A 17,423-nucleotide genomic window follows, 5' to 3' on the forward strand; every position below is an offset into this window, starting at 1 on the left:
ACGCCGGGCACGGCGTAGGGCAGGAAGATCGAGAGCCGGTAGAACGGCACCCACCGGAGCCGCGCGCTGTCGAGCGCCAGGGCCGCGAACAGGGCGAGCCCGAGCATGATCGGCACCTGCACGAGCAGGAAGATCGAGACGCGCAGCATCGCCTCCCAGAACTTCGGGTCGACCAGCGCCTTGGCGTAGTTCTCGAGGCCGACGAAGGAGTTGCCGCCGATGAGCGTCTCGCGGAAGAGCGACAGGTAGATCGCGTAGACCAGCGGCGCGACGAACACGAGCCCGAAGATGAGCATGAAGGGGCCGACGAACCACCAGCCCGCCCAGTCGCGGCGCACTCGCCTGCGGCGACCCCCGGCTGCTCCGGCCGTTCCGGCAGCGCCGTTCGCCGTAGCGGCGACCGTCGCGTAGGTCTCGGTCGAGACACCTGCAGGGGGTTGGGCGTGAACATGAGCCGCGGTCATCGGTGGCCCCTTCCCACGCCTCGGTTTTGCGACGTCTTCGTCATGCGCGTACGCACTCCTTCGTGAATGTTTGCGTTCCCATCGGAGTATAGGTGAAGATGATGTTTGCGCAAACAGAATCGCGAATCCCGAATGTCACGAAGGAGTCACGCATGACCGAAGTGGTCGAATCGGCCCAGAATCCCGTGATTCTTCGAGCATCGAAACGCTCGATTCAGTCCGTGAACCGGGAGTGGTGGCGCACCGCCGTGATCTACCAGGTGTACCCACGCTCGTTCGCTGACGGCGACGGAGACGGGGTCGGCGATCTGCCCGGCATCGCCTCCCGACTCGACGCACTGCAGGAGCTCGGGATCGACGCGATCTGGCTTTCGCCCTTCTACACCTCGCCGCAGCGAGACGGCGGCTACGACGTCGCCGACTACTGCGATGTCGACCCGCTCTTCGGCACCCTCGCCGACTTCGACGCCCTGCTGCATGAGTCGCATGCTCGCGGCATGCGCGTGATCGCCGACATCGTGCCCAACCACTCGAGCGACCGGCATCCGTGGTTCGAAGCCGCGCTCGCATCGCCGCCCGGCAGCGCCGAACGCGCCCGCTACCTCTTCCGAGAGGGTCTCGGCATCGATGGCGAGCTGCCGCCGAACAACTGGCCGTCGCACTTCGGCGGGCCGGCGTGGACCCGCATCGTCGAAGCCGACGGAACGCCCGGCCAGTGGTACCTGCACCTCTTCGACAGCTCGCAGCCCGACTTCGACTGGACGAACGCCGAGGTGCGCGAGGAGTTCCGCAGCATCCTGCGCTTCTGGCTCGACCGCGGTGTCGACGGGTTCCGCGTCGACGTCGCGAGCAGTCTGGTCAAGGCCGAGGGACTGCCGGACCGCGACTACACCCTCCATGAGGATCTCGCCCCGTGCACCGGGCAGCCAGGCGTGCACGAGATCTACCGCGACTGGCGCGCACTCCTCGACGAGTACCCCGGCGACCGCGTGCTCGTCGCCGAGTCCTGGATCAAGCCGCTCACGCGGCGCGCCGAGTGGGTGCGTCCCGACGAGATGCACCAGGCGTTCAACGACCTCTTCGACGACTGGGACGCCCCGAAGCTCCGCGGCATCATCGACGACACCATCTCCGCGTTCTCGGCGGTCGGGGCGCCCTCCACTTGGGTCGCCTCCAACCACGACACCGTGCGGCAGGCCACTCGCCTCTCGCTCCCGAGGTCCGTGCGTCCCAATGGCCTCGGGCCGGACTCGACCGGCATCCCGGCGTATGACGAGACGCTTCCCCGGGCCCGCGCCCTGGCACTACTCACGCTGTCACTGCCGGGCGCGGCCTACGTCTACCAGGGCGAGGAGCTCGGCCTGCCCGAGGTCGCCGACATCCCCGACGAGGCGCGGCAGGATCCCACCTTCCTTCGCACCGAGGGCGAGCAGTACGGCCGAGACGGATGCCGCGTGCCCCTCCCGTGGGTGGCTGATGCACCCTCGTACGGCTTCGGTCCGACGGATGCTTCGTGGCTGCCGCAGCCCGCCATCTGGGCCCGGCTCGCACGCGACCGCCAGCAGAACGTCGCCGATTCGACGCTGACGCTGTACCAGGACGCGATCGCGCTGCGACGTTCGCGTACGCTCGGCGCGGGCACTCTCGAATGGCTCCCGGCCCACCCCTCGCACGTGCTCGCGTTCCGCAACGGGACCACGACCGTGCTCATCAACATGGGAGGCGAGGCGGTCCGCCTTCCCGCGGGCGAGGTCCTGCTCGCGAGCTCCCCGACCCAGGCCGACACCCTCGAACCCGACACCGCAGTTTGGATGCACGCATGATCACCACCGTCCACGTCGTCTTCAAGACGCACCTCGACCTCGGCTTCACCGACACGGCCGCGAACGTCACCGACCGGTACGTGCACGAGTACCTCCCGCGCGCGATCGCGCTGGCCGAGGAGCTCGAACGCCGCGGCGGCGAGGCCCGTTTCATCTGGACCACCGGCTCCTGGATGATCCACGAGGCGCTCCGGCTCGGCGACGCCGACGAGCGAGCGGCACTCGAGCGCGCGATCCGCGCCGGTCACGTGACCTGGCACGGGCTCCCGATGACGACCCACACCGAGCTCATGGATGCCGGTCTCGTCGAGCACGGCATCGCGATCGGCCGCAAGCTCGACGCCCGCTTCGGCCACCGTACGCGGGCGGCGAAGATGACGGATGTCCCAGGCCACACGATCGGCCTCGTGCCGCTGCTCGACCGGGGCGGCCTCGACTTCCTGCACCTCGGGGTCAACGGGGCATCCGCCGTGCCCGACGTTCCGGAGTTCTTCGTGTGGCGCGCGCCCGACGGCAGCGAGGTGGTCGTCAACTACGCACGGAGCTACGGCGCCACCGAACTCGGCGTCGCGGTCGTGCCCGGCGGCACCGACGCCCTCCACCTCGCGCACACGGGCGACAACTTCGGCCCGCCCTCGGCGGCCGACGTCGAGACGCTGTTCGCCGAGCTCCAGGCCGCCCACCCCGGGGCGAAGGTGATCGCCTCGACACTCGACGCCTTCAGCCGCGAGGCCGTCGCGGCCCGCGAGAGCCTGCCGGTCGTCACGCAGGAGATCGGCGACTCATGGATCCACGGCGTCGCGAGCGACCCCGTGCAGACCGCGCGACTGCGAGCGCTGCTGCGCCTGCGCACCGCATGGATCGACGCCGGCGTGCTCGTGCCCGGCACCGAGGAGTGCGACGCGTTCAGCGACGGCCTGCTGCTCGTGCCCGAGCACACGTGGGGAGAGGACCTGAAGACGTACCTGCCCGACTACGTGAACTACGAGAAGGCCGACTTCCAGCGTGCGCGTGCGGCCGACGTCATCGACCCCGCCCTGAACCCCATCGAGTTCGACCAGTACGCCTGGGCGTACAGCGAGCACCCGAGTCCGCAGGGCCTGCGATACTCGGCGTTCGAACGCTCATGGGCCGAGCAGCGCGCCCACCTCGATCGCGCGCTCGCGGCACTCTCGCCCGCACTCCGCGCCGAGGCCGAGACGGCGATCGCCGAGACCGTCCCCCACGACGATCGCCCGAGCACGGCGGCGAGCGCAGAGCCGATCGACCTCGACGCCGAACTGCACGTCGGCGCCTACCGCGTTCGCTTCGCCGACGACGGCTCACTCGTCTCGCTGGTCGACGGCGACGGCACGCAGTGGGCGGGGCCGGAGCATCCGCTCGCCGCCTATCGCTACGAGACGTTCGACGAGCGCGACGAGGCCCGATGGGTCCAGGAGTACTGCCGCGACCTCGAGGCGACCGCCTTCTGGGCCGTGCCCGACCAAGCCAAGCCCGGCCTCGCGATCGCCGAGACGTTGCCCGCGACGACGTTCGCGCCGCGAGTGGTGTCCGCCGAGCGGTTCGACGACGGCGCCGACACGGTTGCAGTGCTGAGACTCGCGCTGCCCGATGCGGCGAGCGAGTCATGGGGCGGGCCACGGGACATCCGGCTCGCCTACCGCTTCCCGGCGGCGCCGGGGCCGATCACGGTGACCCTCGACCTCCGCGGCAAGGATGCCTCGCGCCTTCCCGAGGCGGGCTGGCTCGGCTTCCGTCCGCTCACCGGGCCCGGCGACTGGCGGCTCACGAAGCTCGAGACGGCGGTCGACCCGCAGTCCGTCGTGCGGAACGGCAATCGCAGCCTGCACGCGGTCGCCGACGTCACGCACACTGCGGCGAAGACCTTCTCGCTCCGCCCCCTCGATGCGGCGCTCGTCGCGGTCGGCCGGCCCGCGCTCTACCGGTTCGACAACGCGGTGCCCGACCCGAGCGACGGCCTGCACGTGAACCTGCACAACAACATGTGGGGCACGAACTTCACGATGTGGTTCGACGACGACCTGCGGTTCCGCTTCGTGCTCGACTTCGGCGTGGGCGCAGACCTCGGAGGCGCGCTGTGACCCCGTCGATCGTGACCAGTCCCCCGGTCGTGATGGCGCCCCGCTCCGACGGCTTCGAGGTCGTCTGGGGCGTGCGCGGACTGAGCCGCGGCTGGATCGAGTGGGAGGCCGCCGACGGCTCGAACGGCACCGTGACGAGCGACGCCTTCGGCATGGTGCCCCAAGACCATCGCGTGCTGCGGGTGCGAGCCGGTGGGATTCCCGCCGGCACCGCCATCCGTGTGCGTGCGATCACCGAACCGGTCGACCGGCGCCTCCGCCGGCACGAGAGCGAGTGGAAGACGGTGCGCACGCTCGACGCGGCATCCGACACCGCTCGCTTCGCCGTCTGGAACGACACCCATCAGCGCGACGACACGTTGCGCGCGCTGCACGAGGCCACCCCCGAGGTCGACGTGCTCATCTGGAATGGCGACCTCTGCAACGACTGGAAGGATCCGTCGTGGTTCACCTCGACGGTGCTGAACCCGGCGGGCCTCGACGTGAGCGCCGGCCGCCCGCTCGCGATCGTCGTCGGCAACCACGACGTGCGAGGCGCCTGGGCCTACCAGCTCGAGGACTTCGTGGCGACGCCGGAGGGCCGGCCGTTCACCGCGTTCCGCATCGGCCCGGTCGCCTGCATCGTGCTGCACACCGGCGAGGACAAGCCCGACGCCCACCCGACCTTCGAGGGTCGGGTCGCGTTCGAGCCGCTCCGCGCCGAGCAGGCGGAATGGCTGCGCGACGTCACCGCACGGCCCGAGTTCGCGGATGCCCCGTACCGCGTCGTGTTCTGCCACATCCCCCTGCGGTGGATCGACGAGACCGTCGTCGACTACGACGCCGACGGCTACGACTGGTTCAGCCGCATGAGCCGCGACGCCTGGCACGACGCCCTCGTCGAGTGGGGCGCCCAGATCGTGGTGTCGGGGCACACTCACTACCGGGCGTCGCTCCCCGCGACCGAGGAGTTCCCGTACGCTCAGCTCATCAGCGGCGGGCCCGACGCCGAGACGACCTCCGATGAGGCGGCCGCGTGGATCGACGGCGTCGCCTCCGCGGAGGAGCTCGTGCTCACGATGCGGGATCTCGGCGGCGAGGTCGTGCACGAGGTGCGGCTCGCACCGCTCGCCTGACGCCCCGATCGCCTGACGACGGCACGAAGGCGCCTGACGACGGCACGAAGGAGGGGCCGGGGGGGGCCGGGGCCCCCGCCCGCCCCCCCCGCTCCGCACCCGGGGGTTCTCCGCACTGTGCGCAGCAAGCCGTACGTCCTCCTCCTGAGCGCGGTCGCCGCGCTCCTCGTGCTCCTCGGCGCCGCGCCACAGGCCACCGCCGCCGAGAACGGCGAGTGGGCCGTCTACCCGGCCGCCGCCAAGCCCGGCAGCCGCCCGTACTACTACCTCTCCGTCGACCCCGGCACCTCGCTCACCGAACGCGTCACCGTCACCAACAAGACGGCCGCCCCGCTCACCTTCCGGCTGTACGGTGCCGACGCCTACAACACCGACCGGGACGGCGGCTTCGCCATCCGGACGCAAGCGGAGAAGCAGACCGGGGCCGGTGCCTGGATCAAGCCCGAGCGGACCCGGGTCACCGTCCCGCCGCGCTCCGCCGTCACCGTCCCGTACACGCTGACCGTCCCCGCCGACGCCGATCCCGGCGACCACCCCGGCGCCCTCGTCGCCCTCGACGAGCGGGTCAGCCCGAGCGGACAGGGCTCCGTCGCCGTCGGCGTCCAGCGCGCGGTCGGCGCCCGCGTCTACCTCCGGGTCAACGGGCCGACCGTCCCCGCCCTCGCCGTGGAGGACGTCATCCTCGACCAGGACCGGCCGCTCGTCCCCGGCGTCGGCGGGAGCAGCGCCCTCGTCACGTACACCCTCCACAACCGGGGCAACGTCACCCTCAATCCCAAGGTCGTACTCAAGGCCGAGGGGCTCTTCGGCCGCACCCTCCTCGACCGCGACCTGGCGAAGGTGCCCGCCGAGCTGCTGCCCCGCCAGAAGATCCGGCTCACCGAGCGGTGGAGCGGCTCCCCGCAGTTCGACTGGGGCGACGTGACCCTCACGGCCAGCGCGAAGGACGTGAAGGAGACCGGCACGGTGTCCTTCATGGCCCTGCCCTGGCTCGCCGCCGGGACCCTCCTCGTCGCGGCCGTGACCGGATTCCTCGGCCTCCGGATGCACCGCCGCCGGGCCCTGAGCGAGGCCTGAGGCAGGCCCCGGGGCGTACTGAGTGCGTGAGGCGGGCGCTCATCGGGGACAATGGCCTCCATGAGCGCTCGCAACCAAGAAACCGAAGCCGTCCACCGGGCCGGCTTCGCCTGCTTCGTCGGCCGCCCCAACGCGGGCAAGTCCACCCTCACGAACGCTCTGGTCGGCCAGAAGGTGGCCATCACCTCGAACCGGCCGCAGACCACGCGGCACACCGTCCGGGGCATCGTGCACCGCCCGGACGCGCAGCTGATCCTGGTCGACACCCCCGGCCTCCACAAGCCGCGCACCCTCCTCGGCGAGCGGCTCAACGACGTCGTGCGCACCACCTGGGCCGAGGTCGACGTGATCGGCTTCTGCCTGCCGGCCGACCAGAAGCTCGGCCCCGGCGACAAGTTCATCGTCAAGGAACTCGCCGCGATCAAGAAGACCCCGAAGGTCGCGATCATCACCAAGACCGACCTGGTCGACTCCAAGACGCTCGCCGAGCAGCTCATCGCCATCGACCAGCTCGGCAAGGAGCTGGGCTTCGAGTGGCAGGAGATCGTCCCGGTCTCGGCCGTCGGCGACAAGCAGGTCCAGCTCGTCGCCGACCTGCTGGTCCCGATGCTGCCGGAGTCCCCGCCGCTCTACCCGGAGGGCGACCTCACGGACGAGCCGGAGCAGGTCATGGTCGCGGAGCTGATCCGCGAGGCCGCGCTCGAAGGCGTACGGGACGAGCTGCCGCACTCGATCGCGGTGGTCGTCGAGGAGATGATCCCGCGCGAGAACCGCCCGGCGGACCGGCCGCTGCTCGACATCCACGCGAACGTGTACATCGAGCGCCCCAGCCAGAAGGGCATCATCATCGGCCCGAAGGGCAGCCGCCTCAAGGAGGTCGGCATGAAGTCCCGCAAGCACATCGAGGCGCTCCTCGGCACCCCGGTCTTCCTCGACCTCCACGTGAAGGTCGCGAAGGACTGGCAGCGCGACCCGAAGCAGCTGCGGAAGCTGGGCTTCTAGGGCACCCCTCCACCGTCCGGCCGGAGGCCGGCGCAGCCGTGCGGGATCGGGACACGGCTCAGGCGCCTTCCTTGAGGACCCTCGTGATGAGGGTCCTCTGCGCGTCCGTGAGGCGGGGGTCGCGGCAGCGGATCGTACGGTCGTCGATCGTGATCTCGTACGCGAAGCCGTCCGGCACGCCCCGGCCCTCGTCGCTGCCCCCGTCGAGGACCCGCCCGGCGAGGGCCTGCCAGTCGTCGGCATCGGGCACGCCCGAGGTGTCCACCTCCGCCGACCGCTCGATGCCCGCGAAACCGCCCGTGCGCCGCACTCGAATCCGCATGGGACCTGTGTACCAGCGGGTCAGTCGGTGGGCACCCCCACCGCCGCCCAGGCCTTCAGGACGGCCTGGATCTCCTCCCCGTCGCCGTACCGCGCCTTGGCCGCCGCGACCGTGGCCGCCGCGAACTCGGAGAAACGGGTCTCGGGGGTGAGCGTCCCGCCGGTCATCACGTCGTACCAGATCTGCCCGGGCCGCTCCCAGGCGTTCCCGCCGAGCTCGGTCGCCGCCAGGTAGAAGGCGTGGTTGGGGATGCCCGAGTTGATGTGCACCCCGCCGTTGTCCCGGCTCGTGCGGACGTAGTCGTCCATGTGGCCGGGCTGCGGGTCCTTGCCGAGGACGTCGTCGTCGTACGCGGTGCCCGGGGCCTTCATCGAGCGCAGGGCCGTGCCCTCCACGTTCGGGTGGAAGAGCCCCTCGCCGATGAGCCAGTCGGCCTGCTCGGCGGTCTGCCCGTGCGCGTACTGCTTCACGAGGGAGCCGAAGACGTCCGATACGGACTCGTTGAGGGCGCCGGACTGGCTGAAGTACTCCAGGTTCGCCGTGTACTGGGTGAAGCCGTGGGCCAGCTCGTGGCCGATGACGTCCACGGGCAGCGTGAAGTCGAGGAAGATCTCGTCGTCGCCGTCGCCGAACACCATCTGCTCGCCGTTCCAGAAGGCGTTGCCGTAGTTCTCGTCGTAGTGGACGGAGGCCAGCAGCGGCAGCCCGGCGCCGTCGATCGAGTCCCGCCCGAAGGCGTTCAGGAAGAGGTCGAAGGTGGCGCCGAGGCCCGCGTACGCGCGGTTGACGGTGGCGTCGCCGGTCGCCTCCTCGCCCTCGGCACGGACCCGGACGCCCGGCAGCTCGGTGCCGCGCTCGCAGTCGTACACGGTGCGGTGCGGCCGGCCGACGTCGGCGGGGGCGAGCGTGGGCGCGCTGCCGGGCAGCGGCAGCACCCGGCTCGTACGGGCCGAGGCGTCGGCGATGAGGGTGCGGCGGGCGACGGCGGCGACGGCCGGGTTCGAGGAGCGCGCCAGGTGCTCCAGGAGGTGCGGCGGGACGATCGAGCAGAAGACCGGGGCGGAGTGGTGCGTGTGGGGAGTCATCCTCGCAATGTGGCACCGCGTGACCCCGCTGTCACGAGATGTGACGAGGATTGGCGAAATGGAGTGATGCGTCACTGATCAGCCTTGACGCGCGGGCCGTCCCGCATACTGGAACAGGACGTCCGTCTCCGACGTCCCTGAGCTAGGCTGCGGCACATCATGCGTTTCGGGCTGCTTCTCCTTAGCTGCCGCGGCGAGGGCCTGTAGTCGTAGGCCGACCCCCTCCCCGCGGGACCTGGTGTTGCGTCGAAAGTCGGCCTCCCCCGAGCTCGTAATGAGCAGGGGGGACCCCCACTTGCAGTTTCCGAGGAGCTCAACGCAATGAGCCAGTCCCCCTTCGTCAGCCGCCCCACGCCCGTCACCAACGCGACGCAGCTGCAGAAGCCGTCCGGGATGCCGATCCACAAGTACGGCCAGTACGAGGCCGTGCGGATCCCCGACCGCACCTGGCCCGAGCAGCGCATCACCAAGGCGCCCCGCTGGCTGTCGACCGACCTGCGCGACGGCAACCAGGCCCTGATCGACCCGATGTCCCCGGCCCGCAAGCGCGAGATGTTCGACCTGCTGGTGCGCATGGGCTACAAGGAGATCGAGGTCGGCTTCCCGTCCTCCGGCGAGACCGACTTCGCGTTCGTGCGCTCGATCATCGAAGAGGGCGCGATCCCGGACGACGTCACCATCTCCGTACTGACCCAGGCCCGCGAGGACCTGATCGAGCGGACCGTGGAGTCCCTGGTCGGCGCCAAGCGCGCCACCGTCCACCTGTACAACGCCACCGCGCCCACCTTCCGCCGGGTCGTCTTCCGCGGCTCGAAGGAGCAGATCAAGCAGATCGCCGTGGACGGCACGCGCCTGGTGATGGAGTACGCGGAGAAGCTGCTCGACGAGCGCACCACCTTCGGCTACCAGTACAGCCCCGAGATCTTCACCGACACCGAGCTGGACTTCGCCCTGGAGGTCTGCGAGGCGGTCTGTGACGTCTGGCAGCCGGGCCCGGGCCGCGAGATCATCCTGAACCTGCCCGCCACCGTGGAGCGTTCGACGCCGTCCACGCACGCGGACCGGTTCGAGTGGATGTCCCGGAACCTGACCCGCCGCGAGTACATCTGCGTGTCGGTCCACCCGCACAACGACCGCGGTACGGCCGTGGCCGCCGCCGAGCTGGCGATCATGGCCGGCGCCGACCGCATCGAGGGCTGCCTGTTCGGCCAGGGCGAGCGCACCGGCAACGTCGACCTGGTCACCCTGGGCATGAACCTGTTCAGCCAGGGCGTCGACCCGCAGATCGACTTCTCGCAGATCGACGAGATCCGCCGCACCAGCGAGTACTGCAACCAGATGGAGGTCCACCCGCGCCACCCCTACGCGGGCGACCTGGTCTACACCGCCTTCTCCGGCTCCCACCAGGACGCCATCAAGAAGGGCTTCGACGCGATGGAGGCCGACGCGGCCGCCAAGGGCGTCACCGTCGACGACATCGAGTGGGCGGTCCCGTACCTGCCGATCGACCCGAAGGACGTCGGCCGCTCCTACGAGGCCGTCATCCGGGTCAACTCGCAGTCCGGCAAGGGCGGCATCGCGTACGTCCTGAAGAACGACCACAAGCTGGACCTGCCCCGCCGGATGCAGATCGAGTTCTCGAAGATCATCCAGCAGAAGACCGACACCGAGGGCGGCGAGGTCACGCCGGCCGCGATCTGGGCCGTCTTCCAGGACGAGTACCTGCCCAACCCGGACAACGCCTGGGGCCGCATCCAGCTGCGCTCCGGTCAGACGACCTCCGACACCGACGGCACGGACACGCTGACCGTCGAGGCGGTCGTGGACGGCGCCGAGACCGTGCTGTCCGGCTCCGGCAACGGCCCGATCTCGGCCTTCTTCGCCGCGCTGCAGTCGATCGGCGTGGACGCCCGCCTGCTGGACTACCAGGAGCACACGATGAGCGAGGGTGCGTCCGCGCAGGCCGCCTCGTACATCGAGTGCGCCATCGACGGGCAGGTCCTGTGGGGCATCGGCATCGACGCCAACACGACCCGCGCCTCGCTGAAGGCGGTCATCTCGGCGGTCAACCGCTCCGCCCGCTGACCGGCTGACGCACTGCCCGCTGTCGCGTCGGTCCGCTGACGCGCTCAGGCCGCTGCCCCGCACCCTTCCTCCCGGAGAGTGCGGGGCAGCTTCGTCTGTGAGCCGCGTCACGGTTTCAGGTTCGCTTAAGGAAGATCATGCCGCCATGTCGGAATCAGCGTCATATCAGGTGAGTTGACGGCACATCGGGGAATGGCGGAAGGTCGGCTCGTCCCCTCGGACACTCCCCCCACGCGCCCCCTTCGCACCTCCCTGACCTGGAGTTTCGCATGCGCACGACCGCTGCTGTGGCCGCCGTCCTCGCGGTGACCGGCACCGCCCTCGCCTGGGCACCCGCCGTCTCCGCCACCCCCGCCACGTCGTGCGCGACGCATCCGCTCGGCACGGCCGGCCTCTACGCCGAGTTCGTCGAGAAGGACTCCGTCCGCCACTCCGACTCCGAGGGCGCGGTCGCGGTCGGCGGTGACGCCACCTTCGGCGACCCGAAGCAGCCCTCGGGCTTCTCGATCGGCCACAAGCTCACCGGCGCCGACCTCGCGAAGCTGCCCGGCGGCCACAGCCTCGTCGTCGGCGGCACGCTGTACGCGAACCAGGTCGTCCTGGACAACGGCACGGGCGTGGCCGGCAAGGTCGTCGACCGCTCCACCCCAGGTCAGGGCTTCGGTGTCGACGGCGACAAGGTCAAGGAGGGCGCCTCGCCGACCTCCCCGATCGACTTCGCCAAGGAGTTCGCGGACCTGCGCGCGCTCTCCACCGGCTGGGCGGGCACCGCGCCCAACGGCACGGTGGCCGGCGACAAGGACGCCCAGGGCCTGTTCCTCACCGGTACGAGCACCGAGCTCAACGTCTTCGCGGTGGACGCCGCCGACCTGGAGAAGGCCCGGGCGATCACGCTCAAGGTCCCGGCCGGCTCCTCCACCCTCGTGAACGTCCTCGGTGCCTCGTACGACATGAGCACGTCCGCCACCTACGGCGTCTACTACCAGGGTGCGGACGGCACGGCCCCGGTCATCGACGACTACGACCTGGCGAGCGACGAGTTCCGCCGGATCCGCTCCAAGCTGCTGTGGAACTTCCCGCAGGCCGAGAGCGTGAAGAAGAACTACACCTCCTGGCCGGGCACGATCCTCGCGCCGAACGCCAAGGTCGAGATGGGCGGCGAGAACATCGGCCCCGGCCACGTCAACGGCTCCGTCATCGCCGAGTCCCTGAAGACCGTCCCCGGCGCCGAGACCCACCAGATGAACTTCGCCGGCTGTCTCCCGAAGGAGACCACGCCGGGCCCGGTCGTCACCCCGGAGCCGCCGACGCCGACCGAGACGGCCGTCCCCACCCCGCCCGCGACCCCCGAGCCCACCCCGAGCGAGGGCGGCGGGACGCCCACGGCCCCCGCGACCCCGGAGACCCCGGGCGCCTCCGAGACGCCCGACGGCTCCGCGTCCCCGTCGGCCCCGGCCGGCACCCCCGACACCTCGGAGACCCCGGCCGCCCCGGGAACGCCCGACGAGGCCACCACCGCCCCGGCCTCGCCCTCGACGGCTCCGCCCGCCACCCCGGAGGGTGATCTCGCGACGACCGGTTCGGCCATCGGACCCGGCACGATCGGTGCCGCGGCGGCCGCCGTCCTCGTCGGCGGAGGCTTCCTGGCCTTCGCAAAGCGCCGCCGCCGCGCCTCCTGAGGCCTCGCGGACGGCGTCGTGTCTCGGCCATCTCCACGTCGATCTGCTGACGGGGTGCTGACGCCACATCAAGGATGTGGCTAACATCACGCCAACGCCGGCAGTGCAGCCGGGCCGTTGAGGAGGTGCGTGTGCGGTCTGCCCGGAATTCACGTGGCGGGAAAGTGGGCGTCTGCGGAATCCGCACCTCCTGGAACACGGTCGGAGACGGCGAGTTCTTCTGCGAGGAGTGCGGCGGCGACCGGAACTACCGGCGGCGCACCGGCCGCCGCAGGTTCGCCGTGCTGGGCGTCCCGGTCCTGCCCCGGGGCTGTACGGGCCCCGTCGTCGAGTGCGCCGCCTGTCACACGCACTTCGGTACGGAGGTCCTCGACCGTCCGACGACGAGCCGCTTCTCGGCGATGCTGCGGGACGGCGTGCACACCGTCGCCCTGGCCGTGCTCGCGGCCGGCGGCACCGACTCCCGCGCGGTCCTCGACCGGGCCGTGAGCGCGGTCCGGTCCGCCGGCTACGCCGAGTGCACGGCCGTCCAGCTCGTCGACCTCGTCGAGGCCCTGGAGGCCGACACCGGACGCTTCATGCCCGAGGTGAACCCCGAGGGCAGCCTTCTCGCGATCGAACTCCACGAGGCCCTGGAGCCGCTCACCCCGCACCTGGCGCCCGCCGGGCGGGAGTCGATCCTGCTCCAGGCCGCCCGGATCGCCCTCGCGGACGGCGTCTACAGGCCGACCGAGATGGAGGTCCTCGGGACCGTCGGGAACGCGCTCGCGCTGGCCCCCGACGACACCGTCCGCCTCCTCGCCTCGGCGCGGACGGTGCCGTAGGGCTTCCCTCACGGCTGGATGTTCTGGTTGAGCCGGAACACGTTGTCGGGGTCGTACCGGCGCTTGACCGTACGCAGCCGGTCGAAGTTCTGCCGGTAGTTGACCCGCACCCGGTCCTGGTCGTCGGTGTCCATGAAGTTCACGTACCCGCCCTCCTCGGTGTGGGGGCGCAGCGCCTTGTCGTAGGCGCGGGTCCAGGCGATGTTCGCCTCCGCGTCCGCCGCGCCGGTCGACCAGGTCGCGCCGATGGAGTGCGAGTAGTCGGAGTCCCGGTAGGCGAACGCGGTCTCCTCGGGACCCACCTCGTGGCAGGCCCCGTCGATCGGGAAGATCGCGGTGTCCGACTCCATCGACGGCATCGTCTCGCCGTACGTCATGTGGGCGTCGATCGCGCCGTCCGTGAGCCCGCGGCTGAAGTTGCCCTTCCAGTAGTGGAAGAGCCCGGGCGGCAGCTGCTCGTCGAAGACGGTGTTGATCACCGGGTACGGCATCCGCTCCATGAACCGGCCGACGACCGGGCCGAGCCCGTCCAGGCGGGCGAGGACCCTGTCGTCGTCCGCCGCCGGGCCGCTGAAGCAGGTGAAGGCGGCGCAGATCGGGCGGCCGTGCCAGCGCTCCGCCAGGAACGGCTCCTCGGGGCCGAGCGCGATCACGAGGATCGTGTTGAGCTCGACCGGCGCGTCCTCGTTCATCCGCTGCCAGGCGCGGGCCACGTCCGGGCCGAGCGGGTAGCAGGTCAGGCCGCCGAAGATGTCCGACACCGGGTGCAGCCGGAACGCGAGCGAGACGGCGATCCCGAAGTTCCCGCCGCCGCCGCGCAGCGCCCAGAACAGGTCCGGATGCCGCTCGGCGTCGCAGGAGACGAGCGTGCCCTCGGCGGTCACGACGTCCGCCGCGATCAGGTTGTCGCAGCTCAGCCCGCAGCGGCGGGCCAGGTGGCCCATGCCGCCGCCGAGCGTCAGGCCGCCGATGCCGGTCGTGGAGATCACCCCGCCGGTGGTGGCGAGCCCGAAGGCGTGGGTGGCGTGGTTGAAGTCGCCCCAGGTGGCGCCGCCCTCGGCCCGGGCCGTACGGGCCTCCGGGTCGACCCGCACGCCCCGCATCCGGGACAGGTCGACGACGAGGCCGTCGTCCACGGTGCCGAACCCGGCGACCGAGTGGGCGCCGCCCCGCACGGCGAGCGGGAGGGAGTGCTCCCGGGCGTACAGCACCGCCGCCATGACGTCGGCGGCGTCCACGGCGTGGACGACGACGGCCGGCCGGCGGTCGTGCAGGGCGTTGTAGACCCGGCGGGCGACGTCGTACGACGGGTCGCCGCGGGTCACGACGGTGCCGCGCACGGCACCGCGGAGCGTGTCCAGGGGGTTGGTCGTGGTGGTCATGGTTCCGGTGTAGCCCGGGGGAGCCGGGCGGGGCATCGCCCGTACCGCCCAACCGCGGCGGTGGCACCGACTGGGCCGTTCGACCCACGCCGTCCCGCCCGGCCGGGTGGGCCGGGTGGGTCCGGGGCGTGCGGGGTGGAATCGGCGGGGCCGGGGGCCGGGGCGGAGGCCGGGTAGGGCCGGTGAGGTCGACCGGTCGGGTGGGTCGGGTGGGTCCGGGGCGTGCCGGGCGGGGTCGGCGGGGCTGGGGGGCCGGGACGGGGCGGAGGCCGGACGGAGCCGCTGAGGTCGACGGGCCGGCTGGGCCGCGTGGGTCCGGGGCGTGCGGGGTGGAGTCGGCGGGGTCGGGGGCCGGGACGGGGCGGAGGCAGGGCGGGGCCGCTGAGGTCGACTGGTCGGCTGGGTCGGGTGGGTCCGGGGCGTGCCGGGCGGAGTCGGCGGGGCTGGGGGACACAGGGGCGGGGGCGGAGGCCGGGTGGGGCCGGTGGGGTCGACCCGTCGGCTGGTCCGGGGCGTGACGGGCGGAATCGGCGGGCCGGGGGTACGGCCGGGGCGGAGCGGACGCGTGGCGTGGGGGCCGGCCGGGGTCCGGCGGTCGGTCGCGTGGAGGTGCCGCGTCAGACCAGGTCGTGGGCGTACGCGTAGGCCGTCGCCGCCGAGCGGGAGCTCACGTCCAGTTTGGCGAAGATGTTGTTCAGGTGCCGGGAGACCGTGTGCTCGCTGATCACCAGGGCGTGGGCGATGTCCTTGTTCGTCCCGCCCCCGGCGACCAGCCGCAGGACCTCCGCCTCGCGGGCCGTGAGGCCGCCCGGCAGCCGGCGCCGCTTCCCGCCGGTGAACAGCGCCGCCGCGCGCCGGGCGTCCGGTACGGCCCCGAGCCGCTCGAACACCGCCCGCGCGGCCCCCAGCTCAAGACGGGCCGCCTCCTCGTCGCCCACCGCCCGGTCGGCCGCCGCGAGCAGCATCCGCACCTGCGCGGCCTCGTACGGGACGCGGAGCTCCAGCCAGCCGGCGAGCGCCGCCCGCAGCAGCCGCAGCGCGGGGCCCGAGCGGGCCTCGGCCAGGGCGACCGCGCCCCGCGCCGTGTCGGCCATCGCCCGCAGCAGCGGTACGTCCCCGGCCAGCGCGTCCAGGTCCGCCGCCGCCCGGGAAGCGCCCGGCACGTCCCGGACGGCGAGGGCCACCTCCGTACGGGCGGCGAGCAGCCGGGCCCGGCCCAGCAGGTCGTGGCGCGGGTCGCTCTGGCAGGCCAGGGCGAGGTCGACGCCCGCGACGGCCGCGTCCGCCCTGCCCTGCGCGAGGCGCAGCAGCGCGAGCCCGGGCTGCGGGATCCGGCCCAGCTCATGGGCGTGCGCGTACGACGCGGCGGCCTCGTCGAGGCGGCCCTGCCGCCGCTGGACGTCCCCGGCGGCGTAGAACGAGGCGGCGGCCGACTCCAGACAGTCCACCGGCACCTCACGGCAGGCCTGCCGCGCCTCCTCCTCGGCGAGCGCCCAGGCGCCGAGGAGGTCGAGGACCTCGACGCGGTGGGCCCGGCAGACGCCCCGGAAGGGGTTCTCGCCGGAGGCCGGGACAGGGGTGAGGGCCGGGGTCAGGGTCGGGGTCGGGGTCAGGGGCAGGGTCGGGGCCGGGGTCGTGGTCTCCGTAGCGGTCAGGGTCTCCGCACCGGCTTCCGGCTTCGGCTCCGCCGGACGGCGGCCCGTCCACGGGGGCGCGCACCACTCCATCGCCGCGTTCGTCCACTCCACGGCCCGGCCGAAGTCCGCCGCCTCCATGCACTGGGTGAGGGCCAGGCAGTACAGCCAGCCCGTGAACATGCTGCTCAGCTCGCCCGCGGTGACCGAGCACATCGCGTCGTCGAGGAGGGCGAGGGCCTCGGTCCTGCGGCCGTTCGCGAGGAGGACGGCGGACTCGGCCTGGCGGCTGAGGGCGACGAGGTCGGGGCTGGCGGAGCGGAGGGCGAGGCGGGTCATGCGGCGGGCCGCGGCGAGGGCGGCGGCCCGGTCGCCGTGCTGCCCGGCCTCCTCGGCGTCCGTCCAGGCGAGGAAGCACTGCTCGGGGCAGGTCGGCAGGTCCTCCAGGTGGTGCCGGGCCCGGTGGAGCCAGCCGGCCGCCGCGGCGGGCCGCCCGAGGCTCCCGTACTCGTAGTGCAGCCACCAGGCGGCGAGCCCGGCGCCCCGGTGGTCACCGGCCGCGAGGAAGGCGGCGTGGGCGCGGAGGCGGGCGGTGACGGACTCGTCGATGTGCCCCGACCACCAGGCGGCGTCGGCGAGCACGGACAGGTCGTCGGCGGTGAGACCGCGGGAGGGGTGCAGGTCGTGGGCGTGGAGCAGCGCGTACGCCTCGGCCCAGGACTCCCGCTCGGCCGCGTCCCGGGCGCGCTCGACGACGTCGGCCGTGGCGTCGGCCGTATGGGCGGTGTGCAGTGTGGGTGCGGACATGGTCTCGCCCCTTCCCGGTCCT

General features: G+C 72.1%; 13 protein-coding genes. 8 read left to right on the forward strand and 5 right to left on the reverse strand.

All coding sequences use genetic code 11. The features are described 5' to 3' along the window. The coding region (locus ACFWWU_RS29455) for a carbohydrate ABC transporter permease (protein ID WP_384149515.1) at nt 1–464 on the reverse strand (464 nt) is incomplete at its 3' end. Nucleotides 465–616: 152 nt separating this feature from the next. Here ACFWWU_RS29455 and ACFWWU_RS29460 point away from each other — a divergent pair. The 5 genes from ACFWWU_RS29460 (at nt 617) to era (ending at nt 7,583) form a co-directional block, all read left to right on the forward strand. After that, nucleotides 617–2,287 (forward strand): glycoside hydrolase family 13 protein, encoded by a 1,671-nt coding sequence (locus tag ACFWWU_RS29460; RefSeq protein WP_384149517.1) that lies wholly within the window; start codon nt 617–619, stop codon nt 2,285–2,287. Then, nucleotides 2,284–4,389 carry a DUF5054 domain-containing protein gene (locus ACFWWU_RS29465; RefSeq protein WP_384149520.1) on the forward strand — a complete coding sequence of 702 codons (2,106 nt, stop codon included), beginning with the start codon at nt 2,284–2,286 and terminating at the stop codon, nt 4,387–4,389. The genes ACFWWU_RS29460 and ACFWWU_RS29465 overlap by 4 nt, the downstream gene beginning before the upstream one ends. Before the next feature lie 11 nt (nt 4,390–4,400). Then, nucleotides 4,401–5,504, forward strand: coding sequence for a metallophosphoesterase family protein (locus ACFWWU_RS29470; RefSeq protein ID WP_384149523.1), 1,104 nt, complete (start codon nt 4,401–4,403; stop codon nt 5,502–5,504). Between the two features lie 117 nt (nt 5,505–5,621). Then, the gene (locus tag ACFWWU_RS29475; protein WP_384149526.1) at nt 5,622–6,581 is read left to right on the forward strand and encodes a WxL protein peptidoglycan domain-containing protein; all 960 of its coding nucleotides are present in this window, start codon (nt 5,622–5,624) and stop codon (nt 6,579–6,581) included. Between the two features lie 51 nt (nt 6,582–6,632). Further along, the gene (gene era, locus ACFWWU_RS29480) at nt 6,633–7,583 is read left to right on the forward strand and encodes a GTPase Era (RefSeq protein ID WP_384149529.1); all 951 of its coding nucleotides are present in this window, start codon (nt 6,633–6,635) and stop codon (nt 7,581–7,583) included. Between the two features lie 58 nt (nt 7,584–7,641). On the opposite strand, the gene ACFWWU_RS29485 is transcribed toward era, so the two are convergent. Both ACFWWU_RS29485 and ACFWWU_RS29490 read right to left on the reverse strand, forming a co-directional pair. Continuing rightward, nucleotides 7,642–7,905 carry a protealysin inhibitor emfourin gene (locus tag ACFWWU_RS29485; protein ID WP_384149532.1) on the reverse strand — a complete coding sequence of 88 codons (264 nt, stop codon included), beginning with the start codon at nt 7,903–7,905 and terminating at the stop codon, nt 7,642–7,644. Between the two features lie 20 nt (nt 7,906–7,925). Further along, complete coding sequence (locus tag ACFWWU_RS29490; RefSeq protein ID WP_384149536.1) at nt 7,926–8,990, reverse strand: M4 family metallopeptidase; 1,065 nt, start codon at nt 8,988–8,990, stop codon at nt 7,926–7,928. A gap of 321 nt (nt 8,991–9,311) precedes the next feature. Between ACFWWU_RS29490 and leuA the strand changes: the two genes are divergently transcribed. The 3 genes from leuA to ACFWWU_RS29505 all read left to right on the forward strand — a co-directional run bounded on the left by leuA (nt 9,312) and on the right by ACFWWU_RS29505 (nt 13,578). Then, the gene (leuA, locus tag ACFWWU_RS29495) at nt 9,312–11,075 is read left to right on the forward strand and encodes a 2-isopropylmalate synthase (protein WP_384149539.1); all 1,764 of its coding nucleotides are present in this window, start codon (nt 9,312–9,314) and stop codon (nt 11,073–11,075) included. 269 nt (nt 11,076–11,344) lie between these two features. Next, on the forward strand, nt 11,345–12,754 hold the full coding sequence (locus ACFWWU_RS29500) for a choice-of-anchor A family protein (protein ID WP_384149541.1): 1,410 nt from the start codon (nt 11,345–11,347) through the stop codon (nt 12,752–12,754). A gap of 131 nt (nt 12,755–12,885) precedes the next feature. Continuing rightward, complete coding sequence (locus ACFWWU_RS29505) at nt 12,886–13,578, forward strand: TerB family tellurite resistance protein (RefSeq protein WP_384149544.1); 693 nt, start codon at nt 12,886–12,888, stop codon at nt 13,576–13,578. 8 nt (nt 13,579–13,586) lie between these two features. Here the strand turns inward: ACFWWU_RS29505 and ACFWWU_RS29510 are convergent, their stop codons facing one another. Together ACFWWU_RS29510 and ACFWWU_RS29515 are read right to left on the reverse strand one after the other, a co-directional pair. Further along, on the reverse strand, nt 13,587–14,960 hold the full coding sequence (locus ACFWWU_RS29510; protein ID WP_384149547.1) for an FAD-binding oxidoreductase: 1,374 nt from the start codon (nt 14,958–14,960) through the stop codon (nt 13,587–13,589). A gap of 617 nt (nt 14,961–15,577) precedes the next feature. Further along, on the reverse strand, nt 15,578–17,401 hold the full coding sequence (locus tag ACFWWU_RS29515) for a LuxR C-terminal-related transcriptional regulator (protein ID WP_384149550.1): 1,824 nt from the start codon (nt 17,399–17,401) through the stop codon (nt 15,578–15,580). Between the last annotated feature and the right edge of the window lie 22 nt (nt 17,402–17,423).

This window comes from Streptomyces sp. NPDC058650, from assembly GCF_042717315.1.
Classification (GTDB): domain Bacteria; phylum Actinomycetota; class Actinomycetes; order Streptomycetales; family Streptomycetaceae; genus Streptomyces.

What these genes read in the sequence shown, in the direction of transcription:
- ACFWWU_RS29485 (WP_384149532.1), bottom strand. Translation starts at nt 7,905, where the DNA reads ATGCGGATTCGAGTGCGGCGCACGGGCGGTTTCGCGGGCATCGAGCGG.
- ACFWWU_RS29515 (WP_384149550.1), bottom strand. Translation starts at nt 17,401, where the DNA reads ATGTCCGCACCCACACTGCACACCGCCCATACGGCCGACGCCACGGCC.
- ACFWWU_RS29465 (WP_384149520.1), top strand. Translation starts at nt 2,284, where the DNA reads ATGATCACCACCGTCCACGTCGTCTTCAAGACGCACCTCGACCTCGGC.
- leuA (WP_384149539.1), top strand. Translation starts at nt 9,312, where the DNA reads ATGAGCCAGTCCCCCTTCGTCAGCCGCCCCACGCCCGTCACCAACGCG.
- ACFWWU_RS29490 (WP_384149536.1), bottom strand. Translation starts at nt 8,990, where the DNA reads ATGACTCCCCACACGCACCACTCCGCCCCGGTCTTCTGCTCGATCGTC.
- ACFWWU_RS29510 (WP_384149547.1), bottom strand. Translation starts at nt 14,960, where the DNA reads ATGACCACCACGACCAACCCCCTGGACACGCTCCGCGGTGCCGTGCGC.
- era (WP_384149529.1), top strand. Translation starts at nt 6,633, where the DNA reads ATGGCCTCCATGAGCGCTCGCAACCAAGAAACCGAAGCCGTCCACCGG.
- ACFWWU_RS29460 (WP_384149517.1), top strand. Translation starts at nt 617, where the DNA reads ATGACCGAAGTGGTCGAATCGGCCCAGAATCCCGTGATTCTTCGAGCA.
- ACFWWU_RS29500 (WP_384149541.1), top strand. Translation starts at nt 11,345, where the DNA reads ATGCGCACGACCGCTGCTGTGGCCGCCGTCCTCGCGGTGACCGGCACC.